The 15,038-nt window shown below is 69.6% G+C and carries 13 protein-coding genes and 2 pseudogenes; 10 read left to right on the top strand and 5 right to left on the bottom strand.

The window, feature by feature from the left end:
• Positions 1–124 precede the first annotated feature (124 nt).
• Positions 125–634: a DUF7122 family protein gene (locus DP107_RS10320; RefSeq protein WP_144262079.1), complete on the bottom strand. Its 510-nt coding sequence runs from the start codon at positions 632–634 to the stop codon at positions 125–127.
• Complete coding sequence (locus tag DP107_RS10315; protein WP_144262078.1) at positions 634–1,566, bottom strand: RsmB/NOP family class I SAM-dependent RNA methyltransferase; 933 nt, start codon at positions 1,564–1,566, stop codon at positions 634–636. Before DP107_RS10315 ends, DP107_RS10320 begins: the two co-directional genes overlap by 1 nt.
• A 105-nt stretch (positions 1,567–1,671) precedes the next feature.
• Between DP107_RS10315 and DP107_RS10310 the strand changes: the two genes are divergently transcribed.
• The 3 genes from DP107_RS10310 to DP107_RS10295 all read left to right on the top strand — a co-directional run bounded on the left by DP107_RS10310 (position 1,672) and on the right by DP107_RS10295 (position 8,558).
• Entirely contained in the window at positions 1,672–6,273 is a 4,602-nt protein-coding gene (locus DP107_RS10310) for an ATP-dependent helicase (protein WP_144262077.1), read from the top strand.
• A 181-nt stretch (positions 6,274–6,454) separates the two neighbouring features.
• Complete coding sequence (locus DP107_RS10305; RefSeq protein WP_144262076.1) at positions 6,455–7,243, top strand: helix-turn-helix transcriptional regulator; 789 nt, start codon at positions 6,455–6,457, stop codon at positions 7,241–7,243.
• 526 nt (positions 7,244–7,769) lie between these two features.
• Positions 7,770–8,558 carry a helix-turn-helix transcriptional regulator gene (locus DP107_RS10295; protein ID WP_144262074.1) on the top strand — a complete coding sequence of 263 codons (789 nt, stop codon included), beginning with the start codon at positions 7,770–7,772 and terminating at the stop codon, positions 8,556–8,558.
• Positions 8,559–8,852: 294 nt separating this feature from the next.
• Here DP107_RS10295 and DP107_RS10290 read toward each other — a convergent pair whose 3' ends face one another.
• Positions 8,853–10,073 (bottom strand): lactate racemase domain-containing protein, encoded by a 1,221-nt coding sequence (locus tag DP107_RS10290; RefSeq protein WP_144262073.1) that lies wholly within the window; start codon positions 10,071–10,073, stop codon positions 8,853–8,855.
• 3 nt (positions 10,074–10,076) lie between these two features.
• Entirely contained in the window at positions 10,077–10,952 is an 876-nt protein-coding gene (locus DP107_RS10285) for an aldo/keto reductase (RefSeq protein WP_144262072.1), read from the bottom strand.
• 289 nt (positions 10,953–11,241) lie between these two features.
• Between DP107_RS10285 and rpl7ae the strand changes: the two genes are divergently transcribed.
• The 7 genes and pseudogenes from rpl7ae to DP107_RS21425 form a co-directional block, all read left to right on the top strand.
• Entirely contained in the window at positions 11,242–11,604 is a 363-nt protein-coding gene (gene rpl7ae, locus DP107_RS10280; protein WP_144262071.1) for a 50S ribosomal protein L7Ae, read from the top strand.
• Position 11,605: 1 nt separating this feature from the next.
• On the top strand, positions 11,606–11,830 hold the full coding sequence (locus DP107_RS10275; protein ID WP_144262070.1) for a 30S ribosomal protein S28e: 225 nt from the start codon (positions 11,606–11,608) through the stop codon (positions 11,828–11,830).
• The gene (locus DP107_RS10270) at positions 11,830–12,240 is read left to right on the top strand and encodes a 50S ribosomal protein L24e (RefSeq protein ID WP_144262069.1); all 411 of its coding nucleotides are present in this window, start codon (positions 11,830–11,832) and stop codon (positions 12,238–12,240) included. Before DP107_RS10275 ends, DP107_RS10270 begins: the two co-directional genes overlap by 1 nt.
• A complete protein-coding gene (gene ndk, locus DP107_RS10265) occupies positions 12,237–12,716 on the top strand; it encodes a nucleoside-diphosphate kinase (protein WP_144262068.1) in 480 nt (159 codons plus the stop codon). The genes DP107_RS10270 and ndk overlap by 4 nt, the downstream gene beginning before the upstream one ends.
• Before the next feature lie 168 nt (positions 12,717–12,884).
• A pseudogene (locus DP107_RS21675) lies at positions 12,885–13,103 on the top strand (hypothetical protein); the annotation flags it as partial.
• 13 nt (positions 13,104–13,116) lie between these two features.
• The gene (locus DP107_RS21670) at positions 13,117–13,401 is read left to right on the top strand and encodes a hypothetical protein (RefSeq protein ID WP_449405193.1); all 285 of its coding nucleotides are present in this window, start codon (positions 13,117–13,119) and stop codon (positions 13,399–13,401) included.
• Positions 13,343–13,489 (top strand): annotated as a pseudogene (locus DP107_RS21425) (helix-turn-helix domain-containing protein); the annotation flags it as partial. The gene DP107_RS21670 and the pseudogene DP107_RS21425, both read left to right, overlap by 59 nt.
• Positions 13,490–13,533: 44 nt before the next feature.
• Here the strand turns inward: DP107_RS21425 and aroA are convergent.
• On the bottom strand, positions 13,534–14,934 hold the full coding sequence (gene aroA / locus DP107_RS10250; protein WP_144262066.1) for a 3-phosphoshikimate 1-carboxyvinyltransferase: 1,401 nt from the start codon (positions 14,932–14,934) through the stop codon (positions 13,534–13,536).
• Between the last annotated feature and the right edge of the window lie 104 nt (positions 14,935–15,038).

Below are 15,038 nucleotides of genomic sequence, written 5' to 3'. Positions count from 1 at the left end.
TGATATTCCGACCAGCCGACGGCTGGAGTCGTACACTCGAACAGGTCCGTCCGATACCGCCGGCGTTTCCACGAAATCACCCTCCGTCGGTGACAGGCAGGACGTTCCCCCCGCACATGCCGGCTCAGAGCTTCCGGCGGCGGCCCTTCGGCACCTGCGAGCGCAGCTCGCCGTGGACGAACAGGCCGACGCCGATGGGTTCGGCACGGCGACCGAACTCGTGCCGGACGACGAGATAGCCCCAGTCGCCGTCCCAGTCCAGCTCCTGGTCCTCGCCGGCGAGGAAATGCCGAGCACGTTCCCGGGAGAGGTCGACCACGGTGTCGTCGGCGGTCGCGTGGCGCCCGAACCGCTGGACGGCGTCCGTCGTCGGTTTCCAGTGTTCGCCGCCGGTCCGGAGGAACGTCATGCCGAGCGCCTCCACCTCGATAGGGGTCGGGACGTCGCCCGCGAACGCCCACACCTTGTCGGCGCCCTTCTCCCAGAAGGTGTAGTCGTCCCAGACGGCGGGGTCGACGCCGTACCGCTCGGCCCAGAAGTCGACGACGCCCTCGCGGGTGGCCCGGCCGGGGACCTCCCGCTCGGCCGGTGTCGCCGGCAGCCGGTCGAACCGGTGTGGCCGGTTCTCGGCCATCAGGCGGTCACCTCTAGCTTCGCACAGAAGAACCCACCCGTGTCGTTGTGATGGGGGTAGATGCGCCGGGCGCGCGCGACAGTCGGGTCGTAGGTCTCGCCCTCCCACTCGGCCACGCCCGGCCGCGATTCGAGCGGGAGGTCGAACGGGACGAGTTCGCAGTCGCCGGTCCGGAGCACGTGGTCGAGGACGGCCTCGTTCTCCTCGGGCGCGAACGTACAGGTGGAGTAGACGACCGTCCCGCCGGGACGGGTCATCTCGACCGCGCGCTCGAGGATGCCCTTCTGGACGCCAGCGACGCCCTCGACGTGCTCGAGCGTCCACTCCGCCAGCGCGTCGGGGTTCTTGCGGATGGTCCCCTCGCAGGAGCAGGGGACGTCGACGAGAACGCGGTCGAACGGTGTCCCCTCGTATGGCTTCAGCGAGAAGTTCCGCGCGTCGGACTTCGTGACGACGACGTTGGAGACGCCACAGCGCTCGGCGTTCGACCGGAGCGCGGACAGCCGGCCGAGGTTGGAGTCGTTGGCGATCAGTAGCCCACTGTCGTCCATCAGCGCCGCGAGCTGTGTGGTCTTGCTCCCGGGCGCGGCACACGGGTCGAACACCCGCTCACCGGGCCGGGGGCCGAGCACCCGCGCCGGCACGGCCGAGACCTCCTCCTGGCCGTACACCCAGCCGTGGACGTAGGCCCAGGAGCCGCCGGGGTTCCCCTCGGGCAGCCGGAACAGGCCGCCGTGCCAGTCGACCCGTTCGTAGGGGATCCCCTCGTCGTCGAAGCCGGCGGCCACCTCGTCGGGGGTCGCCTTGATCTCGTTGACCCGGACGACCGCGGGGAGCGGCCGGGCGCAGGCCTCGCGGAAGGCCTCGACATCGTCCACGAGGGGCTCGTAGCGCCCGAGCACGTCCCTGGGGTCGTCGATGCGGTCGGTCATTACGGGCAGTGCGCGACGGCGGGGTTAGTGGGTTTCGGAGCCCCCCGACCCGGCCGCCGGCAAGCGACTACTTGACATGGCTCCCGCCCATCGGCCGAGACACGGATGGGGAGCCACCGGCACGAGGTCGACCTGACCGACGACGGGCGTGAACTGCTCCGCCGCTGTCACGACGACCTCCCGTTCGACCCCGCGACCGTCGAGATCGACGACAGCGACGTGCTCGCCCGCCTCGAACCCGAGGTCCGGGAGTGGTGGGTCGAGACGTTCGGCGAGTTCGTCCCCGGCAACGGCGGCTTCTTCACGCCGCCACAGAAGGAGGCCATCCCGCTGGTCGACGACGGCGAGAACACGCTCGTCTGCGCGCCGACCGGGAGCGGGAAATGCGTGAAGCCGGACACGCCCCTGATAGTCGAACAACACGGAGAGGTCCGAACGGTACGCGCACAGGAACTTTACCAGCAGCGTGGGCAGAAGATTGGCGATATCGACGGTGGGGAGCTCTTCGAGAGCGATTCCTCCGTGTTCGCGTATCAGGACGGAGAAGTGACGACCAGCTCGGCGCAGGTGTACTCCGAGTCGTACCAAGGTCCCCTCTATCGGTTCCAAACGACGTATGGCCGGGACGTGGAGGTGACCCCGGCCCATCCGCTCCTGGTCGAATCCGAAGACGGGCCGGAGTGGCGGCCGGCGGAAGAGGTCTCCGAGGGAGACCGCGTCGGGGTACCGAGGGAACTCCAGCTCCCCGAGCGGAAAATCACACTCGATTCCGACCGCGCCATCGAACGCCTCCGTTCGGAGTTCGATATCGTACTGACAGCGGAGGAGTCATCGGACGTCATTCAGGCCCTCGAGAAGGCCGATTCGATTGGGCAACTGGACGAGGAGCAGCTGCGTGCCGCAACGGCACTCGCCGACGTGAGTATGCGGGCAATCGCCGACAGGATTTCGGCCAGCATCGCCACTGTCCACGGTCAGATAACCGGTTCGACCGAAACGAAGGAGTCGCGGACACGGGAACTGCTCCTCGACGGGATGGAGCCGCTGGATGCCAACGAGGTCGTGGTGAAGACTACGAACGGCCGAGTGTCTCGGTTTCACTACCCCGAGACGCTATCAGCTGATTTGGCCCGCCTCTCAGCGTTCATTCTTGCGGAGGGGCAGATCGGAGGAGACGAACGAAGCCGGTACGTCATGATTTCCCAGAAGTGGCAGAGCGACCTGCTCGAGGACGTGCGACGCTCCATGGAGGAGCTGTTCGGGGTCGAGTTCGAACCAGCGCACGAAATCGACTACTACGTCTCCGATACGGTCTTTGCGACGTTCCTCTCCGAACTGGTTGGAATCGATATCGGAACCGGGCGTGAAGTCCCGTTCCCGGACTGGCTGCTCAATGCCCCTCGACATCTGAAGAGCGTGTTTCTCGAGACGTTTCTCTCTCTGGAGGCGGAGGTCCGAGAGTCGGAGATCGTCCTAACGCAGGCCAATGAGATGAAGATCGAGCAGTTGAACTACCTACTCCTCTCCTTCGGCGTGCTGTGTTCACGTTCCGAGGTGCAGAAAACGGCGACCAACACACCCGAGCAGAACGAGCACGAGTATCACCGCCTGACGATTCGGGGACGTGACGACCTCCGGCGCGTGCTGGCTGAAACCGATATCGCGCACCCGAAGATGTCCGAACTCGAAGCGTACGCGGAGGGCGGGAGACGTGGAGGAGCGAAGGTCGGTAAGTACCAGTTCGACTACGAGCGTATCGCGGAACTATCGGACTACTTCGAGGACTACGATGCCTTCATGGCAGAACTCGGAAACGTCTACGAGGTGGTCCGGCGGTCCGGGTACATCACCGAGGAAGCGCTCTCGAAGCTACGAACTACCCTCCGTGACCTGCCCGATGACCAGACAGTAGCCGAGCTGTCGGCGGACATCCGGGAGGTTCAGTCGCGGAACGTGGCCTGGCTGACCGTCGAAGAGAAATCGACGGAGCCGTACGGAGGGCGGATAATCGACCTGTCCGTACCAGGGCCACACAACTTCGTTGGCGGACGGGGAGCGATGTATCTCCACAATACACAGGCGAGTTTCGCGGCCATCTACAACGACCTGTTCCGGCGGGCGAAGGCCGACGACCTCGGGAACTCCGTCTACTGCCTCTACATCTCGCCGCTGAAGTCGCTCGCCAACGACATCCACCGGAACCTGGCCGAACCCATCGACGCCATCACGGACAAGCTGGCGGCCAACGGCCACGAGGACGTCGACCTGCGCCATGCCATCCGGCACGGCGACACCAGCGACAGTGACCGGCAGGCGATGCTCTCGACGACGCCGCACATCCTCAACACCACGCCGGAGACGCTGGCCATCCTGCTGAACTCCCCGAAGTTCAAGCGGAAACTGGAGACAGTGGAGTACGTCATCGTCGACGAGATCCACTCGCTGGCCGACAACAAGCGCGGCACCCACATGGCCGTCTCGCTGGAGCGGCTGGAGACCATGGCGGAGGGCTCGCCGACCCGCATCGGCTGCTCGGCGACCGTGGAGCCGCTGTCGGGCATGGCGGAGTTCCTCGTCGGCTGCGAGACGCCCGCCGACGCCGGACCAGCCGACGCCGCGCCCGTCGGGAGCACCCCGAGCGCGGCCCCCGATGTCGACGCCGGGGCCGTCGAATCGGGCCCCCCTGACGGCCGGTCCGGCGCCGACCGCGACCCCACGGTCCGGGACTACGAGATCGTCGACGCCCGGTTCGTCCGGGACTTCGACATCGAGCTGCATTGCCCCACGGACGACCTCATCGACACGCCGCCGGGCATCGTCAACGAGCGGTTCTACGACCGGCTCCACGAGTGGATCGGGGACGCGACCAACACGCTCGTGTTCACGAACACGCGGTCCGGAGCCGAACGGGTGCTGCACAACCTCCGCGAGAACTATCCGGGCTACGACGAGTCGAACTCGGGCTGTCACCACGGCTCGCTGTCGAAGGAGGAGCGCGAGCGCGTCGAGGAGCTGCTCAAGACCGGCGACGTGGACGTGGTGACCACGAGCACCTCGCTGGAGCTGGGCATCGACATGCCACATATCGACCTCGTGGTCCAGGTCGGGTCGCCCAAGTCCGTCGCCGCGCTCCTGCAGCGGGTGGGGCGCGCGGGACACCAGCTCGGCGAGACCGTGACCGGCCGGGTGGTGGCGCTGGACCGCGACGAACTCGTCGAGTGCGCGGTGATGCTCCGGAAGGCCGAGGCGGGGTTCGTCGACCGGGTGTTCGTCCCCGAGGACGCCCAGGACGTCGCCGCCCAGCAGGTGTACGGGATGGCCATCAACGGGCCCCGGCCGGAGCGGGAGATCCGCGAGATACTACGACGGGCGTACCCGTACCGGAACTTCTCCGACGCCGAGTTCGAGCGGCTGTTCCGCTATCTGACCGCCGACTACGACGGGCTGGAGGAGCGCAACGTCTACGCGAAGATCTGGCGTGACACCAACGACGCGCCGGGCGGGGAGCACCACTACGAGGAGTTCGACCCCGGCAGGCCGCTGATCGGGAAGCGCGGTCGGATGGCACGGGTCATCTACATGACCAACATCGGCACCATCCCGGACTCGTTCACCTGTGACGTGTTCACACGCTCGGGCGACGAGTGGGTCGGCCAGCTCGACGAGGAGTACCTCGACACCCTGGAGACCGGCGACGTGTTCGTGCTCGGCGGGTCGAACTACGAGTACCGCTACCGCCGCGGGTCGAAGGTGTACGCCGACCCGACGGGCGCGCGGCCGACCGTCCCGTCGTGGTTCTCCGAGCGCCTGCCGCTCTCATACGACCTCGGCCGGGAGATACTCGCCTTCCAGCGGGAGCTGCTGGCCGAGCTGGTGGACGGTGGGCCGCCCGCGGTCCGCGAGTGGCTCCGCGAGTTCCCACTGGACGAGCACTCCGTCCGTGCGGTGACGCGGATGTTCGACGAGCAGGTCCGCTATGCCGGCGCCGACAGCGTCGCCACGGACGGCCGCCTCGTCGTGGAGGAGGAACTGGACCGCGAGCAGTACGAGCGCCACTACTACGTCCACTCCAACTACGGCCGCCGGTTCAACGACGGGTTCTCGCGGCTGCTGGCCTACCGCTGCGCGCAGGAGGCAAACGCCAACGTCCAGGTCGCCGTCGCCGACCACGGGTTCACGCTGTCGATGCCGCTGAACCGGAAGGTCGACCTCCCGGGCGTGCTGGAGAGCATCCCCCCGGGGCAGGCCCGCGCGGACCTGCGGGACGCGCTCGACGGGACCGACCTGCTGAAGCGCTACTTCCGCATCAACGCGACCCGGGCGCTGCTCATCCTGAAGCGCTACAAGGGCTACGAGAAGTCCGCGGCCCAGCAGCAGGTCTCCAGCGAGATGCTGCTCTCGTTCGCCGAGGAGCTGACGGACTTCTCGGTCATCGAGGAGACCTACCGCGAGATCCTCGAGGACAAGCTCAACCTCGCGGGTATCGAGGCCGTGTTGCGGGAGCTCCAGCGCGGAGGCCTCGAAGTCGTCCACCACACCGTCGAGACGCCGACACCGCGGGCGTTCGGTCTGGCGACGCTGATGGCCAGCGACGTGGTGCTCGCCGAGGACGAGTCCGCCGTCCTGCAGGAGTTCCATCAGCGCGTACTGGAGGAGATCGACGACGAGGCCGACGGCGATGGGGCGCTCGCCGAGGGTGGCGATTGACCCTCCGGCGTCGCTCAGCTGCGACCAGCGCGACGGGTCACTCCACCGGAACGGAGTGGGACGGGAACCGAGAGGGTACTCCCGGAACCCCTCGACATTGAGCGGGACCGGCGAGGAGGGGCCACATCCGCGGGTATCTGGGGGCCCGAACCGTTTTATCCACTGGGGAGTAGATGCCGACATGGACGCGAGAGAGGGAATCGATTTCCTGGCCGGCTCAGACGGCCGTATCGCGGTACTCCGCGAGCTCGCCGAAGGGCCGTGTCGGCCATGCGAACTCCGGGACCGGACCGGGGCCTCCCGGACTGCCATCCATCGTGCGCTGTCGGGGGCCGAGGAGTACGGCTGGGTTCGAAAGCAGGAGCAGCGGTATTCCCTGACCGGAGCGGGGCGTCACGTGTTCAGGAAGTACGAGGAGCTGACGACGGCTGTCGAACGCGGCAACCGGTTCAGCGACTTCCTCTCGGCGTTCGGCCGGGCCGATGACCTCCCGTTCCCCTTCGATGGGGACGTCTGTGTCTCGACCCCGACCGAGCCGCAAGCGGCCGAGACGTTCCTCTTCGAACGGTTTCCCGCGAATGCCGACCGGTTCCGCGGGTTCTCGCCCGTGCTGACACAGCGGCTGGTGGACTCGTTCGAACCGACTATCGAGGCGGGAACGACCGTCGAACTCGTCTACAGCGAGGACTTCGCCAGCCACATGCAGGACTCGTATCCGGGGATGGTCGAGCTGGCCGTGTCGAGCGAGGGCGTGACCATCCATGTGGTCCCGGACCCCATCGACTCCGGGCTGGCGCTGATCGACGGCGAGGTGTTCCTGAAGGCCTACGGGTCACACGGTGACCTCCGGGCATGTCTGCACTCGGCCGATGCGGACCTGTTCGAGTGGGCCGCCGGCTGGTTCGACCGGAAGTCGTCCGATTCGGTGCCGCTGAGCCGGTACACGGAGGGCGTGCGTCCCCCCGGGTAGTGTTCCGGGGGGCGGAACAGTTCGGAATCCCGGAACTGGCCGCCCCGGTTGATACTGGTACCCGTGGGTCGCGGTATCAGGTGGGACGGCCATCCCTGGCGCACCGGGCCGGGGCGTGGGGTCCCGAACGTGCGCACTCACACACCGGGGGGTGTGGGGGGTGCGCCTCAGAGGGGGGGGGGAATCGGGCCGCCAGCGGCCATTCCCGCTGGACCGGTAGGCCCTCCTGCTTCACCCGTCGGCGGCCGTCGGACGCCGCCACGGCATCCGGTCGACGCACACGGCCGAGTCCCGTCGAATCAGTAGACCAGCCTGTTCGGTGTGCCCGGCACGACCGGCACCACGTGCGGGCTCGGAACGGAGGGGCGGACGGTCGACCGCGAGGTCCGCCTCGTCAGGTCCGTCACGAACGGGCCCCGGTCGCGTGGTGTCCGTGCGACGACGAAGGCTCGCCGAGGGACGGACCGAGTCGCCGAGGAGATGGGCGGCCGGAACCGTTTTGCCCGGGTGGCCGACGAGTTGTAGTATGGATGCGAGAGAGGGAATCGAGTTCCTGGCAGCGTCGACCGGCAGGGTGGCGGTGTTGCGAACGCTGGACGAGGCACCGCGGACGCCGAGCGACCTGCAGGACGCGACCGGCGCGTCGCGCTCCGCGGTCCACCGCTCGTTGGCGGGGTTCGAGGAGCGCGGCTGGGTGCACAAGGCCGGCGACGCCCGCTACGAACTGACGGCCGCCGGCCAGCACGTCGTCGAGCAGGACGAACGGCTCGCGCGGGTCGTCGACCGGAGCGACCGGTTCAGCGAGTTCCTCGCCGAGTTCGAACGCGCCGACGACCTGCCGTTCCCGTTCGACGGCGAGGTGGCCGTAGGAACTCGGACCCAGCCACAGGCCGCGACGGAGTTCTTCGTCGACCGGCTCCCCGAGGCCCCCGAGCGGCTCCGCGGGCTCTGCCCGGTGTTGACCCCGCAGTTCGTCCGGTCGTTCGAGCCGGTGGTCTCGGCCGGCACGGACATCGAACTGGTGCACCACGAGCCGACCGTACGGCAGGCGTTCGAGGCGTATCCCGAGACCATGGAGCTGGCCGTGAACGCCCCGAACGTCACGACGGTGGTGACGGAGGATCCGCTGGCGGCCGGGCTGACGCTCTGCGACGGCGCGGTGTTCCTCGGGGCCTTCGGTGGGCGGGGGGAGTTCCGCGCGTGCCTGCACTCGACCGACGAATCGCTCCGGACGTGGGGGGAGGGCTGGTACACCGAGGTCGTCTCGGGGGCGACCCCCCTCACGGACCAGCGCGCCGAACTCGACCCGGCCTGAGCGCCACGGCCGCGCAGCGTCCACGGTCCTCGGATGTCCCACTACCTGGGACATGTGCGCCGGGCGGGACTGGCCCCGTCGTCACATACTGCATCCTCCCGCGTCACCACTAAATCGGGGTTGTCGGTATCCCCGCTGTACAGGACGGCGCTCCCATGTCAGTCCGCCGGCGCCGCGGGTCCGACTCGACCCCCCCGCATCCGAAGGGTCACACGACCGGGCACGCGGCTGGTCGAACCCCCCAAGACCCTCCCACCCCCCACACCGTTTTTGCGAGGGCCACCCGGGCGACAGCTACGTCAGGAGCGTGTTCAGCGCATCCGGCACCAGCAGGACCCGGCTCCCCGGTTCGACGGCGTCCGGGACCGAGTCGCGGGCGTCCAGCAGGCAGTCCTCGACGATACCCGGGGCGGTCGAGTCGGTCACGTAGCAGTCGTGCTCACGGAGCGCGCGGGCCACCACGAACGCGCGCTGGGCGCCCGGTTCGTACCCCTCGCGCATCGACTCGTACAGCGAGTCGGCGTCGCTCGCCGCCGAGAGCCGCTCGTAGAACCGCTGCTCGCCCGTCCCCTCGCCGGCGCCCTCCGGCAGCGCCGCCGGGACGACGACACGACCCCCCTCCTCAAGTGGGTTCCGGGCGCCGAGGGTGACGTAGGTGAACGCGCGGGTCGTCTGGTAGAGGTTGGCGTCCTTCGGGGCGCCGACGCCCGCGAGGACGGCGTCGTAGCCGCCGTCGACCGCGACGGAGCGCGCGTCGCGGGCGGAGGCGGCGAGGTCCTCGACCACCGCCCGCGGCCGGCCGGCGGCCGCGTCGAGGATGCCCGCGGGTCCGTGGGTGACGTTGACGCAGAAGTCGAGGCCGAGTACGTCCCCGGCACGGTCGACCGCCGCCCGGAACGGGTTGTCATCGACGCGGCCGAGGCGGACGCCGGCCCGGCTCAGCATCCCGGGTCCGTGGGTGTGCCTGATGAGCGGCTCGCCGCCGGCGCCGATGGCGGCCGTCTTCGCGCCGCCGGAGAACCCGGCGTACTGGTGTGGCTCGACCATCCCCGTCGAGACGACGAGGTCCGCGTGTGCGACGGTCGGGTGGACCTCGATCGGGACATCGTCGACCTCGCCGACCGGCACCGCCTCGTCGGCGTCGTGGTTGACCGCACGGTCGGCGTGCTCGCCCAGCGACTCGCGGAGTTCGGCGTTCGTCATCGGGCGGTGGAGGCCAAGGCCCACCAGCACGCGGACCTGTGCCCGGGGGATGCCCGCGCGCCCGAGTTCGTCGTGGAGCGCGTCCAGCAGGACGCCGTCGGGCGTCGCGCGGGTGGCGTCGGTGACGACGATGCAGACGAGGTCGTCCGGGTCGGCCAGTTCCGAGAGCCGCGGCCCGTGCGGGTCCTCGACCGCCTCGCGGGCGGCCGTCACCGGGTCGACCGCCTCGCCGCCGGCCGGCTCGGCCACGTCCACCTCGCAGTCCGGCAGATCGAACGTCACGGTCCCGTCCCCGAGCGGCAGTTCGGACATCGGTCAGGCGACGCGGTCCAGCCGTGCGACCTCCGACTCGGCCAGCTCGAGGGTGGCGGCCGCGACGTTCTCCGCGAGGTGGTCGCGGTCGCTCGTCCCCGGGATGGGCAGGGTCACGTCCGAGTGGTGGAGCAGCCACGCGAGCGCCACCTGGTAGCGGCTGGCGTCGTGGTTCGCGGCGACCACGTCGAGGGGTTCGGCGAGCGCGCCCAGACTGCCCGCCCCGACCGGGAAGTACGGCATGAACCCGATACCGTGGGCCTCGCAGGCCGCCAGCACGTCCTCGTCCCGGCGGTCGGCGACGTTGTACTGGTTCTGGACGGTCGCCACCTCGACGTGGTCGCGGGCGGTCATCAGCTGGTCGACGGTGACGTTCGAGAGACCGACGTGACGGACGAACCCGTCGTCTTTCAGTTCGCCGAACGCTGTCACGGCCTCCTCGAACGGGACGTCCTCGTCGGGCGCGTGGTACTGGTAGCAGTCGATGGTATCGACCCGGAGCCGGTCGCGCGAGGCCAGCACCTGGTTACGGATGTAGTCGGGAGCGCCGTGGCGGAGCCAGTCGCCGTCGCCGTTGCGGAGGAGGCCGGCCTTCGTCGCGACCACGACGTCCTCGGCGTCGACGCGGTCGCGGCCGTCGTCGACGGCCCCGTCGAGCGCCAGGGTTTCGCCGATGAGCCGCTCGCTGGTCCCGGGCCCGTAGGCGTCCGCGGTGTCGATGAAGTCGACGCCGTGGTCGACCGCGTCGCGGAGCACCTGCCGGGCGTTCGCCTCGTCGTCGGGCGCGCCGACGATGTCCGGGCCACAGACGCGCATCGCGCCGAAGCCGAGTCGGTTGACCGTCAGGTCGCCACCGATGTCGAACGTCTCGGGGGGCATGACCCCAGTTGCGCGGCCGGGCCGGATAACGGTTCGTGCCGGGGGCGGCCGTCCCGGCGCCCTGTCGGTGGCGCCGGGGGTCCGGTCGTCGTGCGGCCGGCTGTCACGGCGGAGACGCGTTCATACACGCTTTTACGTGCCGACGGGGAACGAACGTGTACAGCCTGTACCGGGTTGTGATGCTCCTAGCCTCTCAGGACACGCCCCCCGCGGTCTCACGGGCGGGCCAGGGCCAGCGGGCCCGAACCGGCGGGGGAGCGCGAGCCCGCGTACAGGAGGTGAACACATCATGTCAGTATACGTCGACTACGACGTTCCGGCCGATCTCGAGGACGACGCCCTCGAGGCGCTCGAGGTCTCCCGGGACACCGGTTCGGTAAAGAAGGGTACCAACGAGACGACGAAGGCGGTCGAGCGTGGCAACGCCATGCTGGTCTTCGTCGCGGAGGACGTCAGCCCGGAGGAGGTCGTGATGCATCTGCCCGACATCTGCGACGAGAAGGGCATCCCGTACATCTTCGTCGGCGAACAGGACGACGTCGGGCGCGCCGCCGGCCTGGAGGTCGGCTCCGCCGCGGCCGCCATCGTGGACGCCGGCGAGGCGACCACGGACGTCGAGGAGATCGGGAACAAGATCGAGGAACTCCGGTAAGATGTCCGCCGAGGAAGGCGAGTCCGGCGCGACCTCGGCCGAGGTCATCGAGATCGTCGGCAAGACCGGGATGCACGGCGAGGCCATGCAGGTCAAATGCCGCATCCGGGAGGGGTCGAACCAGGGCCGCATCATCACGCGAAACGTCCTCGGTCCCGTCCGGGTCGGGGACGTCGTACAGCTGCGCGAGACCGCCCGCGAAGCGGATTCCATCGGAGGTCAATAATGGTACGAACGCGAGAGTGTGACTTCTGCGGGGACGACATCGAGCCCGGGACGGGCACGATGTTCGTCCGCGTGGACGGCAGCACCGAACACTTCTGCTCGGCCAAATGCGAGCGGGCGGCCGAGAAGGGCCGCGAGCCCCGGAACGTCGGCTGGACGGAGGCCGGCCGGCAGGCCGCACAGGCGAACCAGCAGGCCAGCGAGGCCGCCACGGCCGAGGCGAGCACCGACGCGGCGACCGAACCCGACACCGCCGAGGGGGCGTCCGAGGACGACCACGAGACGGAGGACGAGTCGGCCGAACCCGCCGACACCACCGGGGACGCCACGGTCGAAGCCGAGACCGCCGACACCGCGTCCGAGGAGGCCGCCGACCCCGAGGACGACCTCGAGGAGGAGACCGAGGCATGAGTCATCACGACGAGCGCACCTTCGTGATGGTCAAGCCCGACGGCGTCCAGCGTGGCCTCATCGGCGAGGTCGTCTCCCGGCTGGAGGGTCGGGGCCTGAAACTGGTCGGCGCGAAGTTCATGCGGATCGACCAGGACCTCGCCGAGGAGCATTACGGCGAGCACGCGGACAAGCCGTTCTTCGAGGACCTCGTGGGGTTCATCACCGCCGCGCCGGTGTTCGCGATGGTCTGGGAGGGCGCCGACGCCACCCGGCAGGTCCGCCGGATGATGGGCGCGACCGACCCCGCCGAGGCCCAGCCGGGCACCATCCGCGGTGACCTGGGGCTGGACCTGGGGCAGAACGTCATCCACGGCTCCGACCACGAGGACGAGGGCGCCAACGAGCGCGAGATCGCCCTCTTCTTCGACGACGAGGAGCTCGTCAACTGGGACCAGTCCACCGAGGGCTGGGTCTACGAGAGCGCGGAGTTCTGACGGGCCGCTCCCACGGCGGGGCGCTCCACCGGTTTTTCGACTGTCTCGTAATACCCGTCTAAAGTTTGCCATTGATTGGCTACGCCAGCTTCTCGCCAGAAATACCGGGAATCGAGCCGGCAATCGCCCCCGACGGCGTTTAGCACTCCGCGTACCCATGGACTTCGTATGCGTTCCGCGACGGGGACGATACGGCCGGACGAGGGGCTCTTCCGGCCGCTCGATGCGGTGCTGCTGGAGGAATCGGGGGGCCGTCGCGAGGCCGTCGACCAACTGGACCGGCTGGCGGACGGGACCCCGGTGGTGGTGTTCGAGGTGAGCGGCGACCCCGACCGGGTCATGGAGCTGTTCGAGGGGCACAGCGAGGCCATCGGTCACCAGGCGGCCCGCGGGGACGGTCCTGTTCCACTCACATCTCGAGCCCACGCCGCTGGTCGAGCGGCCGCTCGACCTCCGCAAGGAGTACGAGTTCGCCATCGACATGTCGATGCTGTTCACCGTGGACGGCCGGCCCCGGGTGACGCTCATCGCGGAGGAGAGCACCATCCCGGAGGTGTTCGGGTCGTCACCCGGCAGTATCCGGTTCGACATCGAGCGGGCGGGGGTACGAGGCCGGCAGCACGCGGATGCTCTCGCTGCTGGCCGAGCGCCAGCGCGAGATGTTGCGGGCGGGCATCGACTGTGACTACTACAGCGAACCGCGGGAGGCGACCCACGCCGACATCGCGAACGAGGTCGGACTCACCGCGACGGCCGTCGGCGAGCACCTGCGCCGCGTCGAGGCGACGCCGATTCACGAGGTCGTCCCCCGAGGCGACTACTCCTCGCGGCCCACGTCCGCGCCGAGGTCGTCCAGCGCGTCGAAGAAACCGGGGAAGGAGACGTCGACGTGCTCGGCGCCCCGAACCCGGGTCTCGCCGTCGGCGACGAGGCCCGCGACGGCGAGCGACATCACGATGCGGTGGTCGGCGCGGCCGTCGACGGTCGCACCGGTCAGGTCGGTCTCGCCGCCGTGGACGACCAGCTCGGCGGTCTCCTCCTCGACGACGGTACCCATCCGACCCAGCGCCTCGGCCATCGCGCTGACGCGGTCGGTCTCCTTGTACCGGACGTGCTCGCAGTCGGTGATGCGGGTGGTGCCGTCCGCGGCCGCGCCGAGCGCCGCGATGGTCGGCAGCAGGTCCGGCGTGTCGGCAACGCCGACCTCCACACCCGAGAGTGACGAGCGCCGCACCGTCAGGCGGCCGTCGCCCCGGTCCCACTCGATGTCGGCACCCATCCGGTCGAGGACGTCGACGATGGCGGCGTCGCCCTGCGCGCTCGGCTTCGCCCCCTCGACGACGAGCGCCCCGTCCGGGTCGGCGGCGAGCGCCCCAGCCGCGAGCAGGTACGACATCGAGGAGAAGTCGCCGGGCACCCGGTACGCCCCGTCTGTCGGGTCGTAGGACTGGCCGCCGCCGACCGCGAGCGCGGCGGTGCCGTCGGCGGCGCCGTCGAGGGGAGCGCCCGATCCGTCCAGCGCCCGGGCCTCGACGCCGAACGCGTCCAGCACCTCCAGCGTGATGTCGACGTAGGGCGCCGACTTGAGGTCGGTCGTCAGACCGACGCGGACGCCAGCCTCCGTGACCGCGCCGGCCATCAGCAGCGCGGTCACGTACTGCGAGGAGACGTCGCCCGGGATGGCGACCTCGCCGCCCGCGACCGGGCCGCCGACGACGAGCGGGGCCTGGCCGTTCCCGCGTGTCGACTCGGCACGGCCGTCGAGCTGTGCCAGCGCGTCGAGCAGCGGTCCCTGGGGCCGCGACCGGAGCGACGAGTCGCCCGTGAGGACGGTCAGGCCGTCGGCGAGCGCCCCCGTCGCGGTCGTCAGTCGCATCGTCGTGCCGGAGTTGGCGCAGTCGAGTACCTGCGCGGGGACCTCGGGGCGGCCGCCGAAGCCGGAGACGAGGAGGTCGCCCGGCGCGGCATCGAGCGGCGTCTCGGCGAAGTCGATAGCCTCCGGGTCGTCCGGCTCACCGCTCTCTCCGAGGCGCTCGACCGCCCCGCCGTACCGCTCCACGGCGCGGGCGGTCGCCCGTGTGTCGGCCGAGTCCAGCGGGCTCCGGACGAGGGCCCCGTCAGCGTAGCCGGCCGCCAGGATGGCGCGGTGGGTGTAGCTCTTCGAGGACGGCGCGCGGGTGACCCCGCGGACCGCGGACCGGCGAACGAGTGCGTCCATAGTCCGAGCGACTCGTGGCCCGGGCAAGAGCGTGTCGGAGGCGCCGGCCGGGCGTGCCGGGTGGCCGCCCCGCCACGCCTATACCCTCGCCGGACCCAGGGTGG

It is taken from the genome of Haloglomus irregulare (genome assembly GCF_007421925.1).
GTDB lineage: Archaea > Halobacteriota > Halobacteria > Halobacteriales > Haloarculaceae > Haloglomus > Haloglomus irregulare.
The sequence above is the reverse complement of the archived record's forward strand: the minus strand, read 5'-3'. Positions and strand labels throughout refer to the sequence as shown.

What these genes read in the sequence shown, in the direction of transcription:
- DP107_RS10285 (WP_144262072.1), bottom strand. Translation starts at nt 10,952, where the DNA reads ATGCCCCCCGAGACGTTCGACATCGGTGGCGACCTGACGGTCAACCGA.
- DP107_RS10275 (WP_144262070.1), top strand. Translation starts at nt 11,606, where the DNA reads ATGTCCGCCGAGGAAGGCGAGTCCGGCGCGACCTCGGCCGAGGTCATC.
- DP107_RS10310 (WP_144262077.1), top strand. Translation starts at nt 1,672, where the DNA reads ATGGGGAGCCACCGGCACGAGGTCGACCTGACCGACGACGGGCGTGAA.
- rpl7ae (WP_144262071.1), top strand. Translation starts at nt 11,242, where the DNA reads ATGTCAGTATACGTCGACTACGACGTTCCGGCCGATCTCGAGGACGAC.
- DP107_RS10290 (WP_144262073.1), bottom strand. Translation starts at nt 10,073, where the DNA reads ATGTCCGAACTGCCGCTCGGGGACGGGACCGTGACGTTCGATCTGCCG.
- DP107_RS10295 (WP_144262074.1), top strand. Translation starts at nt 7,770, where the DNA reads ATGGATGCGAGAGAGGGAATCGAGTTCCTGGCAGCGTCGACCGGCAGG.
- DP107_RS10305 (WP_144262076.1), top strand. Translation starts at nt 6,455, where the DNA reads ATGGACGCGAGAGAGGGAATCGATTTCCTGGCCGGCTCAGACGGCCGT.
- DP107_RS10320 (WP_144262079.1), bottom strand. Translation starts at nt 634, where the DNA reads ATGGCCGAGAACCGGCCACACCGGTTCGACCGGCTGCCGGCGACACCG.
- aroA (WP_144262066.1), bottom strand. Translation starts at nt 14,934, where the DNA reads ATGGACGCACTCGTTCGCCGGTCCGCGGTCCGCGGGGTCACCCGCGCG.
- ndk (WP_144262068.1), top strand. Translation starts at nt 12,237, where the DNA reads ATGAGTCATCACGACGAGCGCACCTTCGTGATGGTCAAGCCCGACGGC.
- DP107_RS10315 (WP_144262078.1), bottom strand. Translation starts at nt 1,566, where the DNA reads ATGACCGACCGCATCGACGACCCCAGGGACGTGCTCGGGCGCTACGAG.
- DP107_RS10270 (WP_144262069.1), top strand. Translation starts at nt 11,830, where the DNA reads ATGGTACGAACGCGAGAGTGTGACTTCTGCGGGGACGACATCGAGCCC.